This is a genomic window from Arthrobacter sp. LAPM80 (genome assembly GCF_046736435.1).
In the GTDB taxonomy this organism is placed as follows: Bacteria; Actinomycetota; Actinomycetes; order Actinomycetales; family Micrococcaceae; genus Specibacter.
The window spans coordinates 1-12975 of sequence record NZ_JBCHVD010000034.1 but is presented as its reverse complement, the minus strand read 5'-3'; the positions used below and the strand labels follow the sequence as shown (position 1 = coordinate 12975).

Here is a 12975-nt window from a genome sequence, read left to right as displayed (position 1 = left end):
GAGAAGTACGATTCCGACAACGATAAGTGCTATGACGATTCCCCTTTCGTCAATGTACCGGCGTGGACCGTTGACGGCAACAAGCGCCACGGAGTCGATGCCGTGGACGGGCCCTGGCCCGACCGCCGCTGATCGTCGAGTCCCCACGGCCCGAACGACCCGGGCAAGTCCCACCAACAGATCCCACACAGTTACCGCACTCGATCCCCTCGACAACCTGACGGCCATGCGGAACGGCCGGCCGCGTCGGCCGTCTGAAGCCCCACGCATAGGCCATAGGTGCTGCGCAGAATGAGATCCGGGCAATATATTTTTCCCCCTGCCAGGCTCTCCAGCCCACTGTTTAGTCCCGGTACCCTTGCCGTTAATATTGCCGCCACCAGAACAGCGTTTGCGCTCCGTACCTTGGTCACTGAAGCCAAGGGGGCAGTCACCCAAGCGTGTGATCAGCCCCTTAGATATCAATCCCAAGGACTGAAAACGTATGCGCATTTATGCCCACCGCGGAGTGTCTGCACACCTACCCGAAAACACCTTGCCTGCATTTTCGCGCGCCAGTGAACTGGGCGTTGACGGCATAGAACTTGACGTCCATCTGTCAGCAGACTTGCTTCCCATGGTGATCCACGACGACACCGCAGATCGCACCACCAACGGCCGCGGCAGCATCACGGAGTTCACCTCAAGCCAGCTGGGCCGTCTCGATGCAGGCGATGGCCAGGGCGTGCCCACCTTGGCCCAGGTGCTTGAACTGGCGGCAGGAAAACTGCGTGTCAACATTGAGCTCAAGGACGCCGCTTCGGCGGACGCCGTGGCAGCGGCTGCAGCGGCCGTGCCCGGTCTGGACTGGTTTGCTTCCTCCGCCAATTGGCTGGCGCTGGCACGGTTGCGCCATATCCGCCCCGAGGCCATGATTTATCCGCTGTGTGTGGGGCGTCTTGAAAAGCTCGGTGCGATGCTGGCCGGAGACGGCATCCAGGAACAGTTCACTGGCCGGGGACTCATGGCAGCCATCGACTTTGCCCTGGCACACGGCGCTGAGGGTCTCTCCATTTGGGAAAACGGCCTTGATGCGGTTGATGTCGCCGCCATCCACAGTGCGGGGCTGCAGGCGTGGGCCTGGACGGTGAATGATCCGGCCCGGGCCCGTGAACTGGCGGCCATCGGGGTGGACGCACTCTGCACCGATGATCCTGAACTCATTCAAAGGGCAGTGGCCGGAGCTGCACCGGCGACACTCGAGACCGTCGCCGGGGACGCCTAGGCCATGGCACTTCTGATTCGCAGCACCAGATCAGCGCAGATACCGCGCAATCGGGGACGGGAAACCACACAAGCACCCGGCCCGGACAGCCAGGCCATGCGCAAGCGCCGCGCTCCGTGGAAAACATGGTTGTTGTTCCTGCTCTTCGCAGGCCCCAATGTGGCCCTGCTGATCATCTTCACCTACAAACCGTTGATCCAGTCACTGCAATACTCACTGCTGCAGTGGAACATAGGCTCGGCCACGGCACGGTTCATTGGACTGGAGAACTACGTCAGCTGGTTCACGGATCCGACCACAGCAAATGTGGTCAGGGTGACAGTTGTCTTCACCGTAGCCACAGTGGGCGGAGGCATGGCCCTGGGACTGGCCTTGGCACTGCTGCTGAACCGAAAGCTCCGTGGCACGGGCTTGGCCCGCACAGTGGTCGTGGCCCCGTTTGTCCTCTCCGGTGTCGCCGTCGGACTGCTGTGGCTCTTCGTTTTTGATCCCAACTTTGGCGTCCTCGGTGCGCTGCTCAAGGCGGCGGGTGTGAGCGGGCCTGATTGGTACAACGATCCGCACTGGGCGCTGCCGATGATCATCATCGTCTACCTGTGGAAGAACGTGGGCTACGTTGCCCTGATCTACCTTGCAGCCTTGCAGGCTGTGCCCAAGGACTTACTTGAGGCCGCAAACCTTGACGGGGCCGGGGCTTTCGCATCCTTCCGCAACGTGGTGCTGCCGCTGTTGGGTCCAACCACCTTTTTCCTGTCAGTGACCACCTTGCTCAGTTCCCTGCAGTCCTTCGACATCATCCAGGCCATGACCCGGGGTGGGCCGCTTGAAGGCACAACCACGCTGATGTACCAGATCTACGAAGAAGGCTTCGCCGTGGGCCGTGCGGGATACTCCTCGGCCATCGCTACCGTGCTGTTTATCGTGCTTCTTGCGATCACGGCAGTGCAAATGCTGTTTGTCCAAAAGAAAGTCCACTACTGATGAGCATTGACGCGAAAGAAGAAGCCGCAGTGGCGTTGACGGGGCGTCAACCCCGCCCAGCGGGAAGCAATCCGAAGGTGAAACCTGGCGGATACCTTTTGATGGCGCTGGCTGTGGGAGCCATGATCCTCCCGATGGTGTGGATGCTGCTTGCCAGCTTCAAGGAACGCGACGAAATTTACACCGTGCCCATCCAATGGTTGCCCGAACGCTTTGACCTGTCCAACTACATGGCGGCCCTTGATGCCGTACCCTTTGGCAACTTCTTCATCAACTCGCTCATCACCACCTTGGTGGGGGCCACCTTGAAGATTGCACTGGGCCTGACAACCGCCTACGCCGTGGTGTTTTTGGAGTTCCCCGGCAAGAAGTTCGTGTTCGCTCTCGTGGTGTTCGCCCTGCTGGTGCCACAACAAATTGTCATCATCCCCAACTACACCTTGATCTCGGACCTTGGCTGGATCAATACCTACCGGGGCCTGATCCTGCCGGGACTGGCAAGCGCTTTTGGCACATTCTTGTTCCGCCAGCACTTTCTGACACTGCCAGTGTCCATCCTTGAAGCGGCTGCCCTCGACGGGGCCAGTCACTGGACCCGGCTGTGGCGGTTCGTTGTGCCCATCTCAGCCCCCACGATTGCCGCTGTGGCACTGGTTTCGATTGTCTCGGAATGGAACGAATACCTCTGGCCGCTGCTTGTCGTGGACAAGGCCGAAATGATGACGCTTCCGGTGGGACTGACACTGCTGCAAAACAACGACGGCGTCACGAACTGGGGCGTGCTCATGGCAGGGACGGTGCTCATCACCGTCCCCGTGCTGATCGTGTTCTTCCTGCTCCAACGACGCATCGTCACCGGCCTCACCTCAGGCGCCGTGACCGGGTAATTCGGTCCGCCAGCCATCTCAACGCCCTACCAAGAACACCCAACAACCATGCCTTTGACAGCCCTGCCCCGGTTCAGACCAGGCAGCCACCCAGGAGAAAAAATGACACCGTCGCCCTTTGCCAACGTGAACCGCCGCCAGATGCTCCAGCTCGCCGCCCTGTTGGGCGGATCCGCCGCGCTGGCCGCCTGTGGCGGACCCACTGTGGGAGAAGTCGGTGGTGCAGCCACCGACAACACTGTTGACTGGAAAACCGTTAAGGCCGCTAAGGAGATCACCTGGTGGTCCAACCACCCGGGCACATCCAAGGACATAGAAATGGAACTCATCAAGCGCTTCACGGCTGAAAGCGGCATCAAGGTCAGCCTCGTCACGGCCGGCGCAAACTACGACGAGGTGGCCCAGAAATTCCAGGCAGCCTCGGGCTCCAGCAACGTCCCTGATCTGGTGATTGCCAGCGATGTGTGGTGGTTCAGGTACATGATCAACGGCCAGATACTGCCGCTGGATCAACTCGCCGCCCACTTGGACTTCGGCACCGGGGACTTCAACGCAACCCTGTACAACGACTACGCGTTCAAGGATGCGCACTGGGCAGTTCCCTACGCTCGCTCAACGCCCCTGTTCTACTACAACAAGAGTGTTTGGGAGAAGGCCGGACTGCCCGACCGGGCACCGAAGACATGGACTGAGTTCGACGAGTGGGCGCCCAAAATCGCCACGGCCTCCAACGTGGTGCCGCTTGGCTTGGGCAAAGGCAGCTCATGGAGCGCCTGGTGGTTCTGCAACATGCTCTGGGGCGCCGGCGGCTCCTACTCCAAGGATTGGACCATGACACTGGACAGCCCACAAGCGCTTGAAGCCGCCAACTACCTGCAGAAATTGATCTACGAGGACAAGAGCGCTGCCGTCACGGCCAAGGACCAGGTGGCCGACTTCGGTGCCGGTATCACGGGGTGCACCATCGCCTCAACAGGTTCCCTCACAGGAATTCTCGGCTCGGCCAAGTTCGACGTCGGCACCGGCTTCCTGCCCCAAGGAGCCCAAGGCGCGGCGTGCCCCACGGGAGGCACGGGGCTGGCGATCCCCGCAAGCAAGTCACCCGAGCAGCAGTTGGCGGCGGGCATGTTCTTGAAATTCCTGACGAATGCACAGAACACGGCCTACTTCTCCTCCAACACCGGCTACATGCCGGTGCGCACCTCGGCACTTGAGGGGGAGACCATGAAGGCTGTCTACGCCAAAACCCCGCAGTTCCGCACGGCCGTGGACCAGCTCGCCGGCACACGCGTCCAAGACTGGGGCCGGGTGTTCGTGCCCAATGGTGACAAGGACCTCACCACGGCACTGGAAAAGATCATGCTGCAACAGGGCGACCCCGCCGAGGCTTTTGCCCTTGCCGCAACGTCGATCACGAAGTCCTACAAGGAGAACGTCCTGCCCTACCTCTAAAGACGAGACGGCCTGGCACCAGCGGGGGGACCGCTTCTTGACGGTGTCCGGACGTGGCGCCGCCGGCCACGCCCGGACATAATCGTCTCAGGAGGCCGGCGCCGCAGTGGCCTGGAGACAACAGACGGGGAACAGACATGAGCCAGATGGCGGCATCAACAACCACGGGATCGATTACGTTGGTCCCCGGCATCAGGGTGGGACAGGCCCAGCGCCGCACCGACGGCTGGCTGACAGGGGTCACCGTAGTTCTGCCGCCCCCTGGCACCATCGGCTCCGTCGACGTTCGCGGAGGCGGACCCGGTACGCATGAAACAGACGCACTTGACCCCACCACCATGGTTTCCACCGTGGATGCCGTCGCGTTGACAGGCGGCAGTGCCTACGGGCTGGCCGCGGCCGGGGGAGTGCAGCGCTGGTGCGAAGAAAACGGCAGGGGCTTCGCCGTCCCCGGCGGGGTGGTGCCCATCGTACCCGCAGCGGCGATCTTTGACCTGGGCCGCGGCGGTGACTTCGCGGCACGGCCCGACGCCGCCATGGGGTACGAAGCGACACTTGACGCAGCAAGCTCAACGGAAGGGGCCGACGTCGTACGCGGCAACGTGGGAGCCGGGACGGGGGCAGCCATCGGGTCCGGCACCTTCAAAGGCGGACTGGGCACGGCCTCCGTCCGGCTGGGCGGGGAGAACGCGCACATTGTGGTCGGCGCCCTTGCTGTGGTCAATGCTGCGGGCGTTCCGTGGCAGCCGGGTGCGCAACCACCCGCTGTGGGGGAGGGGTTGAACACCACCCTGGCTGTTGTGGCGACCAATGCCACGCTGACCGTCGCGGAGGCCAAACGCACGGCCACTGCTGCACATGCCGGCATGGCGCGGGCCCTGATTCCCGTGCATACCCTGGCCGATGGGGACACCATCTTTGTCCTGTCCACCTGCGCGGAAACGTTACTCCCGCATCCTCTTGCGCCGTTTGCCTCGCTTATTGAACTGCAGAGTGCAGCTGCCGAAGCGGTTCGGCTGGCGATCCTCGACGGGGTGAGCCGCGCCACGGCCGTTGAAACGCCCGCGGGGATGCTGCGTCCTTTCCCGCAGACCACGCAGGGCTCAATTTAACTTATTTGCACAATTGCACTAGAGTAGGTTGTTGGTTGTCTGTGCCTGCTATTTTGCGGGGCACCTGGCAGGATGCGGCGTCAAGCCCTTCCGGACAGTGTGCAGGCTGTCAAACAATAATCAGTAGCAAATCGAACGCCGATCTGAAATCAGTTCCTCAAGGGGCTGGCTATGTCGGCGCAACAAAGTTAGCGGAGGATATGGCCAAGAAAGATGGGGTCATTGAGATCGAGGGCGTTGTGACTGAAGCGCTGCCCAATGCGATGTTTCGCGTTGAGCTGACGAACAAGCACATCGTTCTTGCCCATATCTCAGGGAAAATGCGCCAGCACTACATTCGTATCCTTCCTGAGGACCGAGTTGTGGTGGAGCTGAGCCCGTACGACCTTACCCGTGGTCGTATCGTCTACCGCTACAAATAACCACAACTGCAATCACGCAAAGGAATGCCATGAAGGTCAAGCCGAGCGTCAAGCAGATCTGCGATAAGTGCAAGGTGATTCGCCGTAACGGTCGAGTCATGGTGATCTGCGAGAACCCGCGCCACAAGCAGCGCCAGGGCTAATCCTTCCTCTTTTGAGGCAGGACCCGGGCAAATGCTCACGCAAGTAAATTAATAAGGCAGCACAAGTTGGACGAAGGCGGAGCAATCCGCAACCGTATCAACGGACCCCTGGTCGGAGGCCAGGGCCGCATCGACAAAAATGCGGGTGTACTGCCTACGACCTCCGGTTTACACAAGGAGCAGCCAAATATGGCACGTCTCGCTGGCGTAGACCTTCCCCGCGAAAAGCGGCTGGAAGTAGCGCTTACATACATCTACGGCGTGGGCAAGACCCGTGCAAAGAAAGTTCTGGCCGACACGGGGATCTCCCCGGATGTCCGCGTGAAGGACCTTTCTGACGCTGAACTCGTTCAGTTGCGTGACAACATCGAGGGTAACTACAAGGTTGAGGGTGACCTTCGCCGCGAGGTTGCCGCTGATATCCGCCGCAAGGTTGAAATCGGCAGCTACCAGGGTATCCGCCACCGTCGTGGCATGCCCGTGCACGGTCAGCGCACGAAGACCAACGCACGTACCCGCAAGGGTCCGAAGCGTACCGTCGCTGGCAAGAAGAAGGCCGGCAGGTAAATCCCGCTAGCCGGCTTGAAAGGTTGCGCAGGTAACTGCTCAGGATACTGGCAAGCGTGGGTTTTAGCCTATGCCGACCCCTCATTAAACTTTAGTAGGAGAATAAAATGCCCCCAAAGACTCGGGGCGCGGTTCGTAAGCCGCGTCGCAAGGATAAAAAGAATATTGCGCTGGGCCAGGCGCACATTAAGAGCACCTTTAACAACACCATCGTTTCCATCACGGATCCGAACGGTGCTGTCATTTCATGGGCTTCTGCCGGTGAAGTTGGTTTCAAGGGCTCGCGTAAGTCAACTCCGTACGCTGCACAGATGGCTGCTGAAGCAGCTGCCAAGCGCGCACAGGAGCATGGCCTTCGCAAGGTTGACGTTTTCGTAAAGGGTCCGGGCTCGGGCCGCGAAACGGCTATTCGTTCGCTGCAGGCTGCTGGACTTGAGGTTGGCTCCATCTCGGATGTCACCCCCAGCGCCCACAACGGCTGCCGTCCGCCCAAGCGCCGTCGCGTCTAACGAGACCACAGAGCAGCAGAATTGGCCTTCACCGCAAGGTGGAGGCCAATTCCGCCGCCGTCAAGTTTCGTCAGCCGTCGTTTCCACTACCTGTGTTGCGTCATATAGCGGATGCTCGCTGAAAGGAAAACCCAGTGCTCATTGCACAGCGCCCCACCCTATCTGAAGAAGTAGTTTCCGAGAATCGCTCACGGTTCGTCATCGAACCGCTGGAGCCAGGCTTCGGTTACACCCTAGGAAACTCCCTCCGACGGACCCTGCTGTCCTCCATCCCCGGCGCTGCTGTCACCAGCATCCGCTTGGATGGCGTTCTGCACGAGTTCACCACGGTCCCCGGTGTCAAGGAAGATGTCACCGAGATCATCCTGAACATCAAGGGTCTCTCCGTGTCTTCGGAGCATGACGAGCCCGTCGTCGCCTACCTGCGCAAGCAGGGCCCCGGCGTCGTCACGGCTGCAGACATTGCCCCGCCGGCCGGTGTGGAATTCCACAACCCTGACATGCACATTGCCACACTGAACTCGAAGGGCAAGTTCGAACTTGAACTGACCATCGAGCGAGGCCGCGGCTATGTTTCGGCAGCCCAGAACAAGAACGTGGATCAGGAGATCGGCCGCATCCCGGTTGACTCCATCTACTCACCCGTTCTGAAGGTGACCTTCCGTGTGGAAGCAACCCGTGTTGAACAGCGCACCGACTTTGACAAGCTGATTGTTGACGTAGAGACCAAGCAGGCCATCTCCCCGCGGGATGCCATTGCCTCTGCCGGCACGACGCTGGTTGAACTGTTCGGATTGGCCCGCGAGCTGAACACCGCGGCTGAAGGTATTGAGATTGGCCCGTCCCCGACGGATGCCGCTCTTGCCGCAGACATGGCCCTGCCGATCGAGGATCTGGACCTGACGGTTCGTTCCTACAACTGCCTCAAGCGTGAGGGCATCCACTCCGTGGGTGAACTCGTTGCTCGCTCCGAGGCTGACCTGATGGATATTCGCAACTTCGGTGCAAAGTCCATTGACGAGGTAAAAGCAAAGCTGGTTGAGCTTGGTCTGTCCTTGAAGGATTCCCCTCCAGGATTTGATCTTGCCGCCCGTGCCGCAGCCCTTGACGAGAACGACGACGCATTCAGCGACGACGAACTCTAAGTTCGAACAACAAATCTTGAGCCGGTCTGGCGGACACTGTGAAGTGTCCGCCAGGGTCCGGCTGACACTTGAGGAGAAACACCATGCCTACACCCGCCAAGGGTCCCCGCCTCGGAGGCGGAGCGGCTCACGAGCGTCTTATGCTCGCGAACCTGTCCGCCGCTCTGTTTGAGCACAAGCGGATCACCACCACCTTGACCAAGGCAAAGCGCCTGAGCCCCTACGCAGAGCGACTGGTAACTTTCGCAAAGCGTGGCGACTTGGCTTCACGCCGCCGCGTTCTCGGCCTGATCAGCGACAAGGGCATTGTCCATGAGCTGTTCACCGACATCGCCAAGGCTGTGGAGAACCGCGACGGCGGCTACACCCGCATCACCAAGATCGGCAACCGCAAGGGCGATAACGCTCCCATGGCTGTCATCGAGCTCGTTCTGGAACCGGTCAGCGCCAAGCAGGCTGTTGTGAAGGAAGCTACCGCTGCTGCAGCCAAGGCTGCCCCGGTTGAAGAAGCACCGAGCGAAGAAGTTGCACAGACCGAAGTAGTGGCCGACGAAGCCGCTGCCGGGGTTGAAGAAGCAACTGCTGAAGAGACCAAGTAGTTCAAAAGCGAAAGCTTTGGATTTACCTCTAAGAACCCGTCATCCCTTTGGGGTGGCGGGTTCTTGTGCATGATGGCACTGTTCTTCAGGGAGCCGAAGGTGCGCTTGCGCCCGATTCCACGCCGCGGCCCGCGGCCGATAGAATTGAGGCCATGAAAACCCACCACCCTTCCCCCGAAGAACTGGGCCTTGTGCGGATCCGCCTGGATATCGCGTACGACGGCGGTCCCTTTAGCGGGTGGGCCATTCAGCCAGGGCTGCAGACACTGCAGGGAACCCTGGAGGAGGCCCTGGCATTGATCATGCGCCGACTCGTGCGCCTCACTGTGGCAGGGCGCACCGACACGGGTGTGCACGCCCGCGGGCAGGTCGCCCATTGCGACCTCACCCAGGCGGAATGGGATGCTCTGAACCAAGGCAACACCGTCGAACCGTGCCTCGCCTTGCTCCGGCGCATCAACGGGGCGCTGGGGTGGGTCCTGAAGGGCTCCCAGGGGGCTATCCAGATCCAGCGGGTGCAGCGGGCAGGCATTGGCTTTGACGCGCGGTTCTCGGCCCTGTGGCGGCGCTACAGCTACCGGATTGCCGATGCTTCAACCAGGCGGGATCCGTTGCAGCGCGCGCAGACCCTGTGGTTCAACCAGGAACTTGACGCGGATCTGATGGATGCTGGTGCCGCTGAGCTTCTGGGACTGGGAGATTTCAAGGCATTTGCCAAACCGCGCGAGGGATCCACCACGGTGCGGACCCTGCAGCGCTTCGAATTCATCCGCGGGGATGATGGTGTGATTAACCTCAATATCCAGGCCGACGCCTTTTGCCACAATATGGTGCGCGCCTTGACGGGTGCGGCACTGCGGGTCGGGCAGGGCGTGGAGGGTCCGCATTGGATGCGTGAGAGGCAGTTGGCGGGCGTCAGGGACGCAAAATCAGTGCTGGCAAGCGCCCATCCGCTGGTATTCGAGGAAGTGCGCTACCCGGCGGACGACGAACTCCACTCCCGTGCGCGGCTCACTCGGGCGGTGAGGGCCGATATGGAGGCGTTCGGCAGCCCACTTTGACCGGAGGCCATTATTAACGCTATCGTTGATAGTCGTTGTGCGTGTCCTATCCCGATGCCATGCGCCCGTTGCAGGTCCGGTTGCAGGACTACCACTGAACGGGCGTTTTCGGGAAGTGTAAGGATGACTGGTGTTAGAGCCCTCACCTCTGTTCCGGTAAACGCATAGATAGCAGGTGTCAACCATCTGTGACACCACCTAAGAACAAGAAACGAAGGCAAAAACCGTGCGTACGTATACCCCGAAGCCCGGCGATATCAACCGTCAGTGGCACATCATTGATGCCAACGACGTTGTCTTGGGCCGTCTTGCCAGCCAGACCGCAACACTGCTGCGTGGAAAGCACAAGCCGACCTTCGCTCCCCATATGGACATGGGCGATTTCGTCATCATCATCAACGCCGAGAAGGTTGCCCTGACCGGCGCCAAGCTCGAACAGAAGCGCGCTTACCGCCACTCGGGTTTCCCGGGCGGCCTGTCAAGCGTCAACTATGCAGAACTGCTGGAGAAAAACCCGGTTCGCGCAGTGGAGAAGGCCATCGCTGGCATGCTCCCCAAGACCAAGCTGGGCAACGCCCAGATCAGCAAGCTGAAGGTCTACCGCGGCTCCGAGCACCCCCATGCAGCACAGCAGCCCCAGACTTTCGAAATCACCCAGGTCGCCCAGTAGTCCTGGCCACCAAGCCAATATTTATTTAGGAGAATCGTGGCTCAGAACACTGAAGAGCTGAACACCGAGGCCGTTGTGGCCGAGGAAGAAGTTTTGACCAGCTACACGAGCGAAAGCTCAGCTGCAGCAGTTGCAGCACCCAAGAAGGAACGCCCGGCTCTGACCGTTTCAGGCGCTGCTGTAGGCCGTCGCAAGCAGGCAATTGCCCGCGTTCGCGTCGTACCCGGCACCGGCAAGTGGATCGTCAACGGCCGCGAACTGTCCAACTACTTCCCGAACAAACTGCACCAGCAGGAAGTAAACGACCCGTTCCGTCTGCTCGATCTCGAAGGCGCATACGACGTATGGGCGCGCATCCACGGTGGTGGCCCCTCAGGCCAGGCCGGTGCTTTGCGTCTCGGCGTTGCTCGTTCCTTGAACCAGATCGACGAAGAGAACAACCGCGCCATCTTGAAGAAGGCAGGCTTCCTGACTCGTGACGCACGCGTCATCGAGCGTAAGAAGGCTGGTCTTAAGAAGGCTCGTAAGGCTTCGCAGTACTCCAAGCGTTAATCCAAGCCTTCCCGCGCCTCGGCACGGAGCCCTCGGCTTGTCTTAGTACTCGGACCCATCCGCGCTAAGATGACGCTTCTCACAATGCCCCCGCTGGTTTCCAGCGGGGGCATTTTGTGTTCCGTGGCTGTTGGAACCAGTGTGGGAAAGGCCACAGAACGCCGTTCTTTTACCGCCAAAAGGGAAATGTGCGCCACGGCTGGGACCGACTGGGGCTTTTTTATCAGGTCCATCATTTAGACTGAGGCTGATGTCAAGATTATTTGGAACAGACGGTGTCCGCGGTTTGGCCAATGGCCTGCTGACGGCTGAATTGGCTTTATCCCTTGCCCAGGCTGCGGCTGTGGTCCTTGGCCATGAACAGATGAGCGAGGGAAAGCGGCCCCGGGCCGTCATTGCCCGCGACCCTCGCGCCAGCGGCGAGTTCATTGCCGCCGCCGTGGAAGCGGGGCTGGCCAGTGCCGGCGTCGACGTCTACGATGCAGGCGTACTTCCCACCCCTGCCGCGGCGTTCCTCATTGCAGACCTCGGGGCTGACTTTGGCGTGATGATCTCCGCCTCGCACAACCCCGCACCGGACAACGGCATCAAGTTCTTCGCCCGGGGTGGCGCAAAGCTCCCCGACGATGTCGAGGACGCCATCGAAGCCCAGCTCCAGCATGATGCCTTCAGGCCCGTGGGTGTCGATGTTGGGCGCATCCAGCGCTTCTCCGACGCCGAAGACCGCTATGTCGTGCACCTTTTGGGGACCCTGCCGAACCGCCTTGACGGGCTGAAGATTGTCCTTGACTGCGCCCACGGCGCGGCCAGCGGATGTTCACCGCAGGTCTTCACCAACGCCGGTGCCCAGATCACCGTCATCGGTGCCGACCCCGACGGGTTGAACATCAATGACGGCGTCGGCTCCACCCATCTGGGACTGCTTCAGGAAACCGTCATCGCCACCGGGTCCGACCTCGGCATCGCACACGACGGCGACGCCGACCGCTGCCTGGCCGTTGACCATGAGGGAAACGTCATTGATGGCGACCAGATCATGGCAATTCTCGCCATCGCCTTGAAGGAATCAGGTGAGCTCAAGGACAACGTCCTCGTAGCTACCGTCATGAGCAACCTCGGACTGAAGATTGCTTTGCGCAACGCCGGCATCACGATCCGGGAAACCGGTGTGGGCGACCGCTACGTGCTTGAGGAGATGCGCCGCGGCGACTACACCTTGGGTGGCGAACAGTCGGGCCACGTGATCTTCTCCAAGTACGCCACCACCGGAGACGGCGTGCTCACCGGTTTGCAGCTGGCGGCCCAGGTTGCCATGACGGGCAAGACCCTGAAGGAACTGGCCGGCGCCATGACAAAGTTGCCGCAGATCATGATCAACGTCAAGAACGTGGACAAGAACAGGGTTTCAACCGTGCCGGCCATCAACGCCGCCATCGCCAAGGCCGAGGCAGAGCTCGGCGACACCGGGCGGGTGCTTCTGCGTTCCTCGGGCACCGAACCTCTGGTGCGGGTCATGGTCGAGGCTGCAGACACAGAAACGGCTGAGCGGATTTGCAACGGCCTTGTTGACGTTGTCAGGGCTGAACTTACGCTCCAGTAGCAACGCCGCGG

General features: G+C 60.7%; 15 protein-coding genes. All 15 read left to right on the top strand.

All coding sequences use genetic code 11. The features are described 5' to 3' along the window. Positions 1-484: 484 nt before the first annotated feature. The 15 genes from AAGW05_RS18230 (at position 485) to glmM (ending at position 12964) form a co-directional block, all read left to right on the top strand. A complete protein-coding gene (locus AAGW05_RS18230; RefSeq protein WP_411805977.1) occupies positions 485-1264 on the top strand; it encodes a glycerophosphodiester phosphodiesterase in 780 nt (259 codons plus the stop codon). Between the two features lie 96 nt (positions 1265-1360). Further along, positions 1361-2245 (top strand): carbohydrate ABC transporter permease, encoded by an 885-nt coding sequence (locus AAGW05_RS18225; RefSeq protein ID WP_411805978.1) that lies wholly within the window; start codon positions 1361-1363, stop codon positions 2243-2245. Beyond that, entirely contained in the window at positions 2245-3132 is an 888-nt protein-coding gene (locus tag AAGW05_RS18220) for a carbohydrate ABC transporter permease (RefSeq protein WP_411805976.1), read from the top strand. Before AAGW05_RS18225 ends, AAGW05_RS18220 begins: the two co-directional genes overlap by 1 nt. A 102-nt stretch (positions 3133-3234) precedes the next feature. After that, positions 3235-4584 (top strand): ABC transporter substrate-binding protein, encoded by a 1350-nt coding sequence (locus AAGW05_RS18215; RefSeq protein WP_411805975.1) that lies wholly within the window; start codon positions 3235-3237, stop codon positions 4582-4584. A 137-nt stretch (positions 4585-4721) separates the two neighbouring features. After that, positions 4722-5696 (top strand): P1 family peptidase, encoded by a 975-nt coding sequence (locus tag AAGW05_RS18210; RefSeq protein WP_411805974.1) that lies wholly within the window; start codon positions 4722-4724, stop codon positions 5694-5696. Between the two features lie 200 nt (positions 5697-5896). Beyond that, positions 5897-6118, top strand: a complete 222-nt coding sequence (infA, locus tag AAGW05_RS18205) for a translation initiation factor IF-1 (protein WP_009358723.1) — start codon at positions 5897-5899, stop codon at positions 6116-6118. A gap of 29 nt (positions 6119-6147) precedes the next feature. Continuing rightward, positions 6148-6261: a 50S ribosomal protein L36 gene (rpmJ, locus tag AAGW05_RS18200; protein WP_011775570.1), complete on the top strand. Its 114-nt coding sequence runs from the start codon at positions 6148-6150 to the stop codon at positions 6259-6261. 189 nt (positions 6262-6450) lie between these two features. Beyond that, complete coding sequence (gene rpsM / locus AAGW05_RS18195) at positions 6451-6828, top strand: 30S ribosomal protein S13 (RefSeq protein ID WP_038464651.1); 378 nt, start codon at positions 6451-6453, stop codon at positions 6826-6828. Between the two features lie 107 nt (positions 6829-6935). Continuing rightward, positions 6936-7337 (top strand): 30S ribosomal protein S11, encoded by a 402-nt coding sequence (gene rpsK, locus AAGW05_RS18190; RefSeq protein WP_038464649.1) that lies wholly within the window; start codon positions 6936-6938, stop codon positions 7335-7337. A gap of 134 nt (positions 7338-7471) precedes the next feature. After that, positions 7472-8482, top strand: a complete 1011-nt coding sequence (locus AAGW05_RS18185) for a DNA-directed RNA polymerase subunit alpha (protein WP_411805973.1) — start codon at positions 7472-7474, stop codon at positions 8480-8482. 83 nt (positions 8483-8565) lie between these two features. After that, positions 8566-9081 carry a 50S ribosomal protein L17 gene (gene rplQ, locus AAGW05_RS18180; RefSeq protein WP_411805972.1) on the top strand — a complete coding sequence of 172 codons (516 nt, stop codon included), beginning with the start codon at positions 8566-8568 and terminating at the stop codon, positions 9079-9081. A 152-nt stretch (positions 9082-9233) separates the two neighbouring features. Continuing rightward, positions 9234-10142, top strand: coding sequence for a tRNA pseudouridine synthase A (locus AAGW05_RS18175; protein WP_411805971.1), 909 nt, complete (start codon positions 9234-9236; stop codon positions 10140-10142). A gap of 226 nt (positions 10143-10368) precedes the next feature. Beyond that, entirely contained in the window at positions 10369-10812 is a 444-nt protein-coding gene (gene rplM / locus AAGW05_RS18170) for a 50S ribosomal protein L13 (protein WP_110105580.1), read from the top strand. A gap of 36 nt (positions 10813-10848) precedes the next feature. Further along, a complete protein-coding gene (gene rpsI / locus AAGW05_RS18165; protein WP_411805970.1) occupies positions 10849-11364 on the top strand; it encodes a 30S ribosomal protein S9 in 516 nt (171 codons plus the stop codon). Between the two features lie 250 nt (positions 11365-11614). Further along, a complete protein-coding gene (gene glmM, locus AAGW05_RS18160) occupies positions 11615-12964 on the top strand; it encodes a phosphoglucosamine mutase (protein WP_411805969.1) in 1350 nt (449 codons plus the stop codon). Positions 12965-12975 lie beyond the last annotated feature (11 nt).

What these genes read in the sequence shown, in the direction of transcription:
- AAGW05_RS18230 (WP_411805977.1), top strand. Translation starts at nt 485, where the DNA reads ATGCGCATTTATGCCCACCGCGGAGTGTCTGCACACCTACCCGAAAAC.
- AAGW05_RS18225 (WP_411805978.1), top strand. Translation starts at nt 1,361, where the DNA reads ATGCGCAAGCGCCGCGCTCCGTGGAAAACATGGTTGTTGTTCCTGCTC.
- AAGW05_RS18220 (WP_411805976.1), top strand. Translation starts at nt 2,245, where the DNA reads ATGAGCATTGACGCGAAAGAAGAAGCCGCAGTGGCGTTGACGGGGCGT.
- AAGW05_RS18215 (WP_411805975.1), top strand. Translation starts at nt 3,235, where the DNA reads ATGACACCGTCGCCCTTTGCCAACGTGAACCGCCGCCAGATGCTCCAG.
- AAGW05_RS18210 (WP_411805974.1), top strand. Translation starts at nt 4,722, where the DNA reads ATGAGCCAGATGGCGGCATCAACAACCACGGGATCGATTACGTTGGTC.
- infA (WP_009358723.1), top strand. Translation starts at nt 5,897, where the DNA reads ATGGCCAAGAAAGATGGGGTCATTGAGATCGAGGGCGTTGTGACTGAA.
- rpmJ (WP_011775570.1), top strand. Translation starts at nt 6,148, where the DNA reads ATGAAGGTCAAGCCGAGCGTCAAGCAGATCTGCGATAAGTGCAAGGTG.
- rpsM (WP_038464651.1), top strand. Translation starts at nt 6,451, where the DNA reads ATGGCACGTCTCGCTGGCGTAGACCTTCCCCGCGAAAAGCGGCTGGAA.
- rpsK (WP_038464649.1), top strand. Translation starts at nt 6,936, where the DNA reads ATGCCCCCAAAGACTCGGGGCGCGGTTCGTAAGCCGCGTCGCAAGGAT.
- rplQ (WP_411805972.1), top strand. Translation starts at nt 8,566, where the DNA reads ATGCCTACACCCGCCAAGGGTCCCCGCCTCGGAGGCGGAGCGGCTCAC.
- AAGW05_RS18175 (WP_411805971.1), top strand. Translation starts at nt 9,234, where the DNA reads ATGAAAACCCACCACCCTTCCCCCGAAGAACTGGGCCTTGTGCGGATC.
- glmM (WP_411805969.1), top strand. Translation starts at nt 11,615, where the DNA reads ATGTCAAGATTATTTGGAACAGACGGTGTCCGCGGTTTGGCCAATGGC.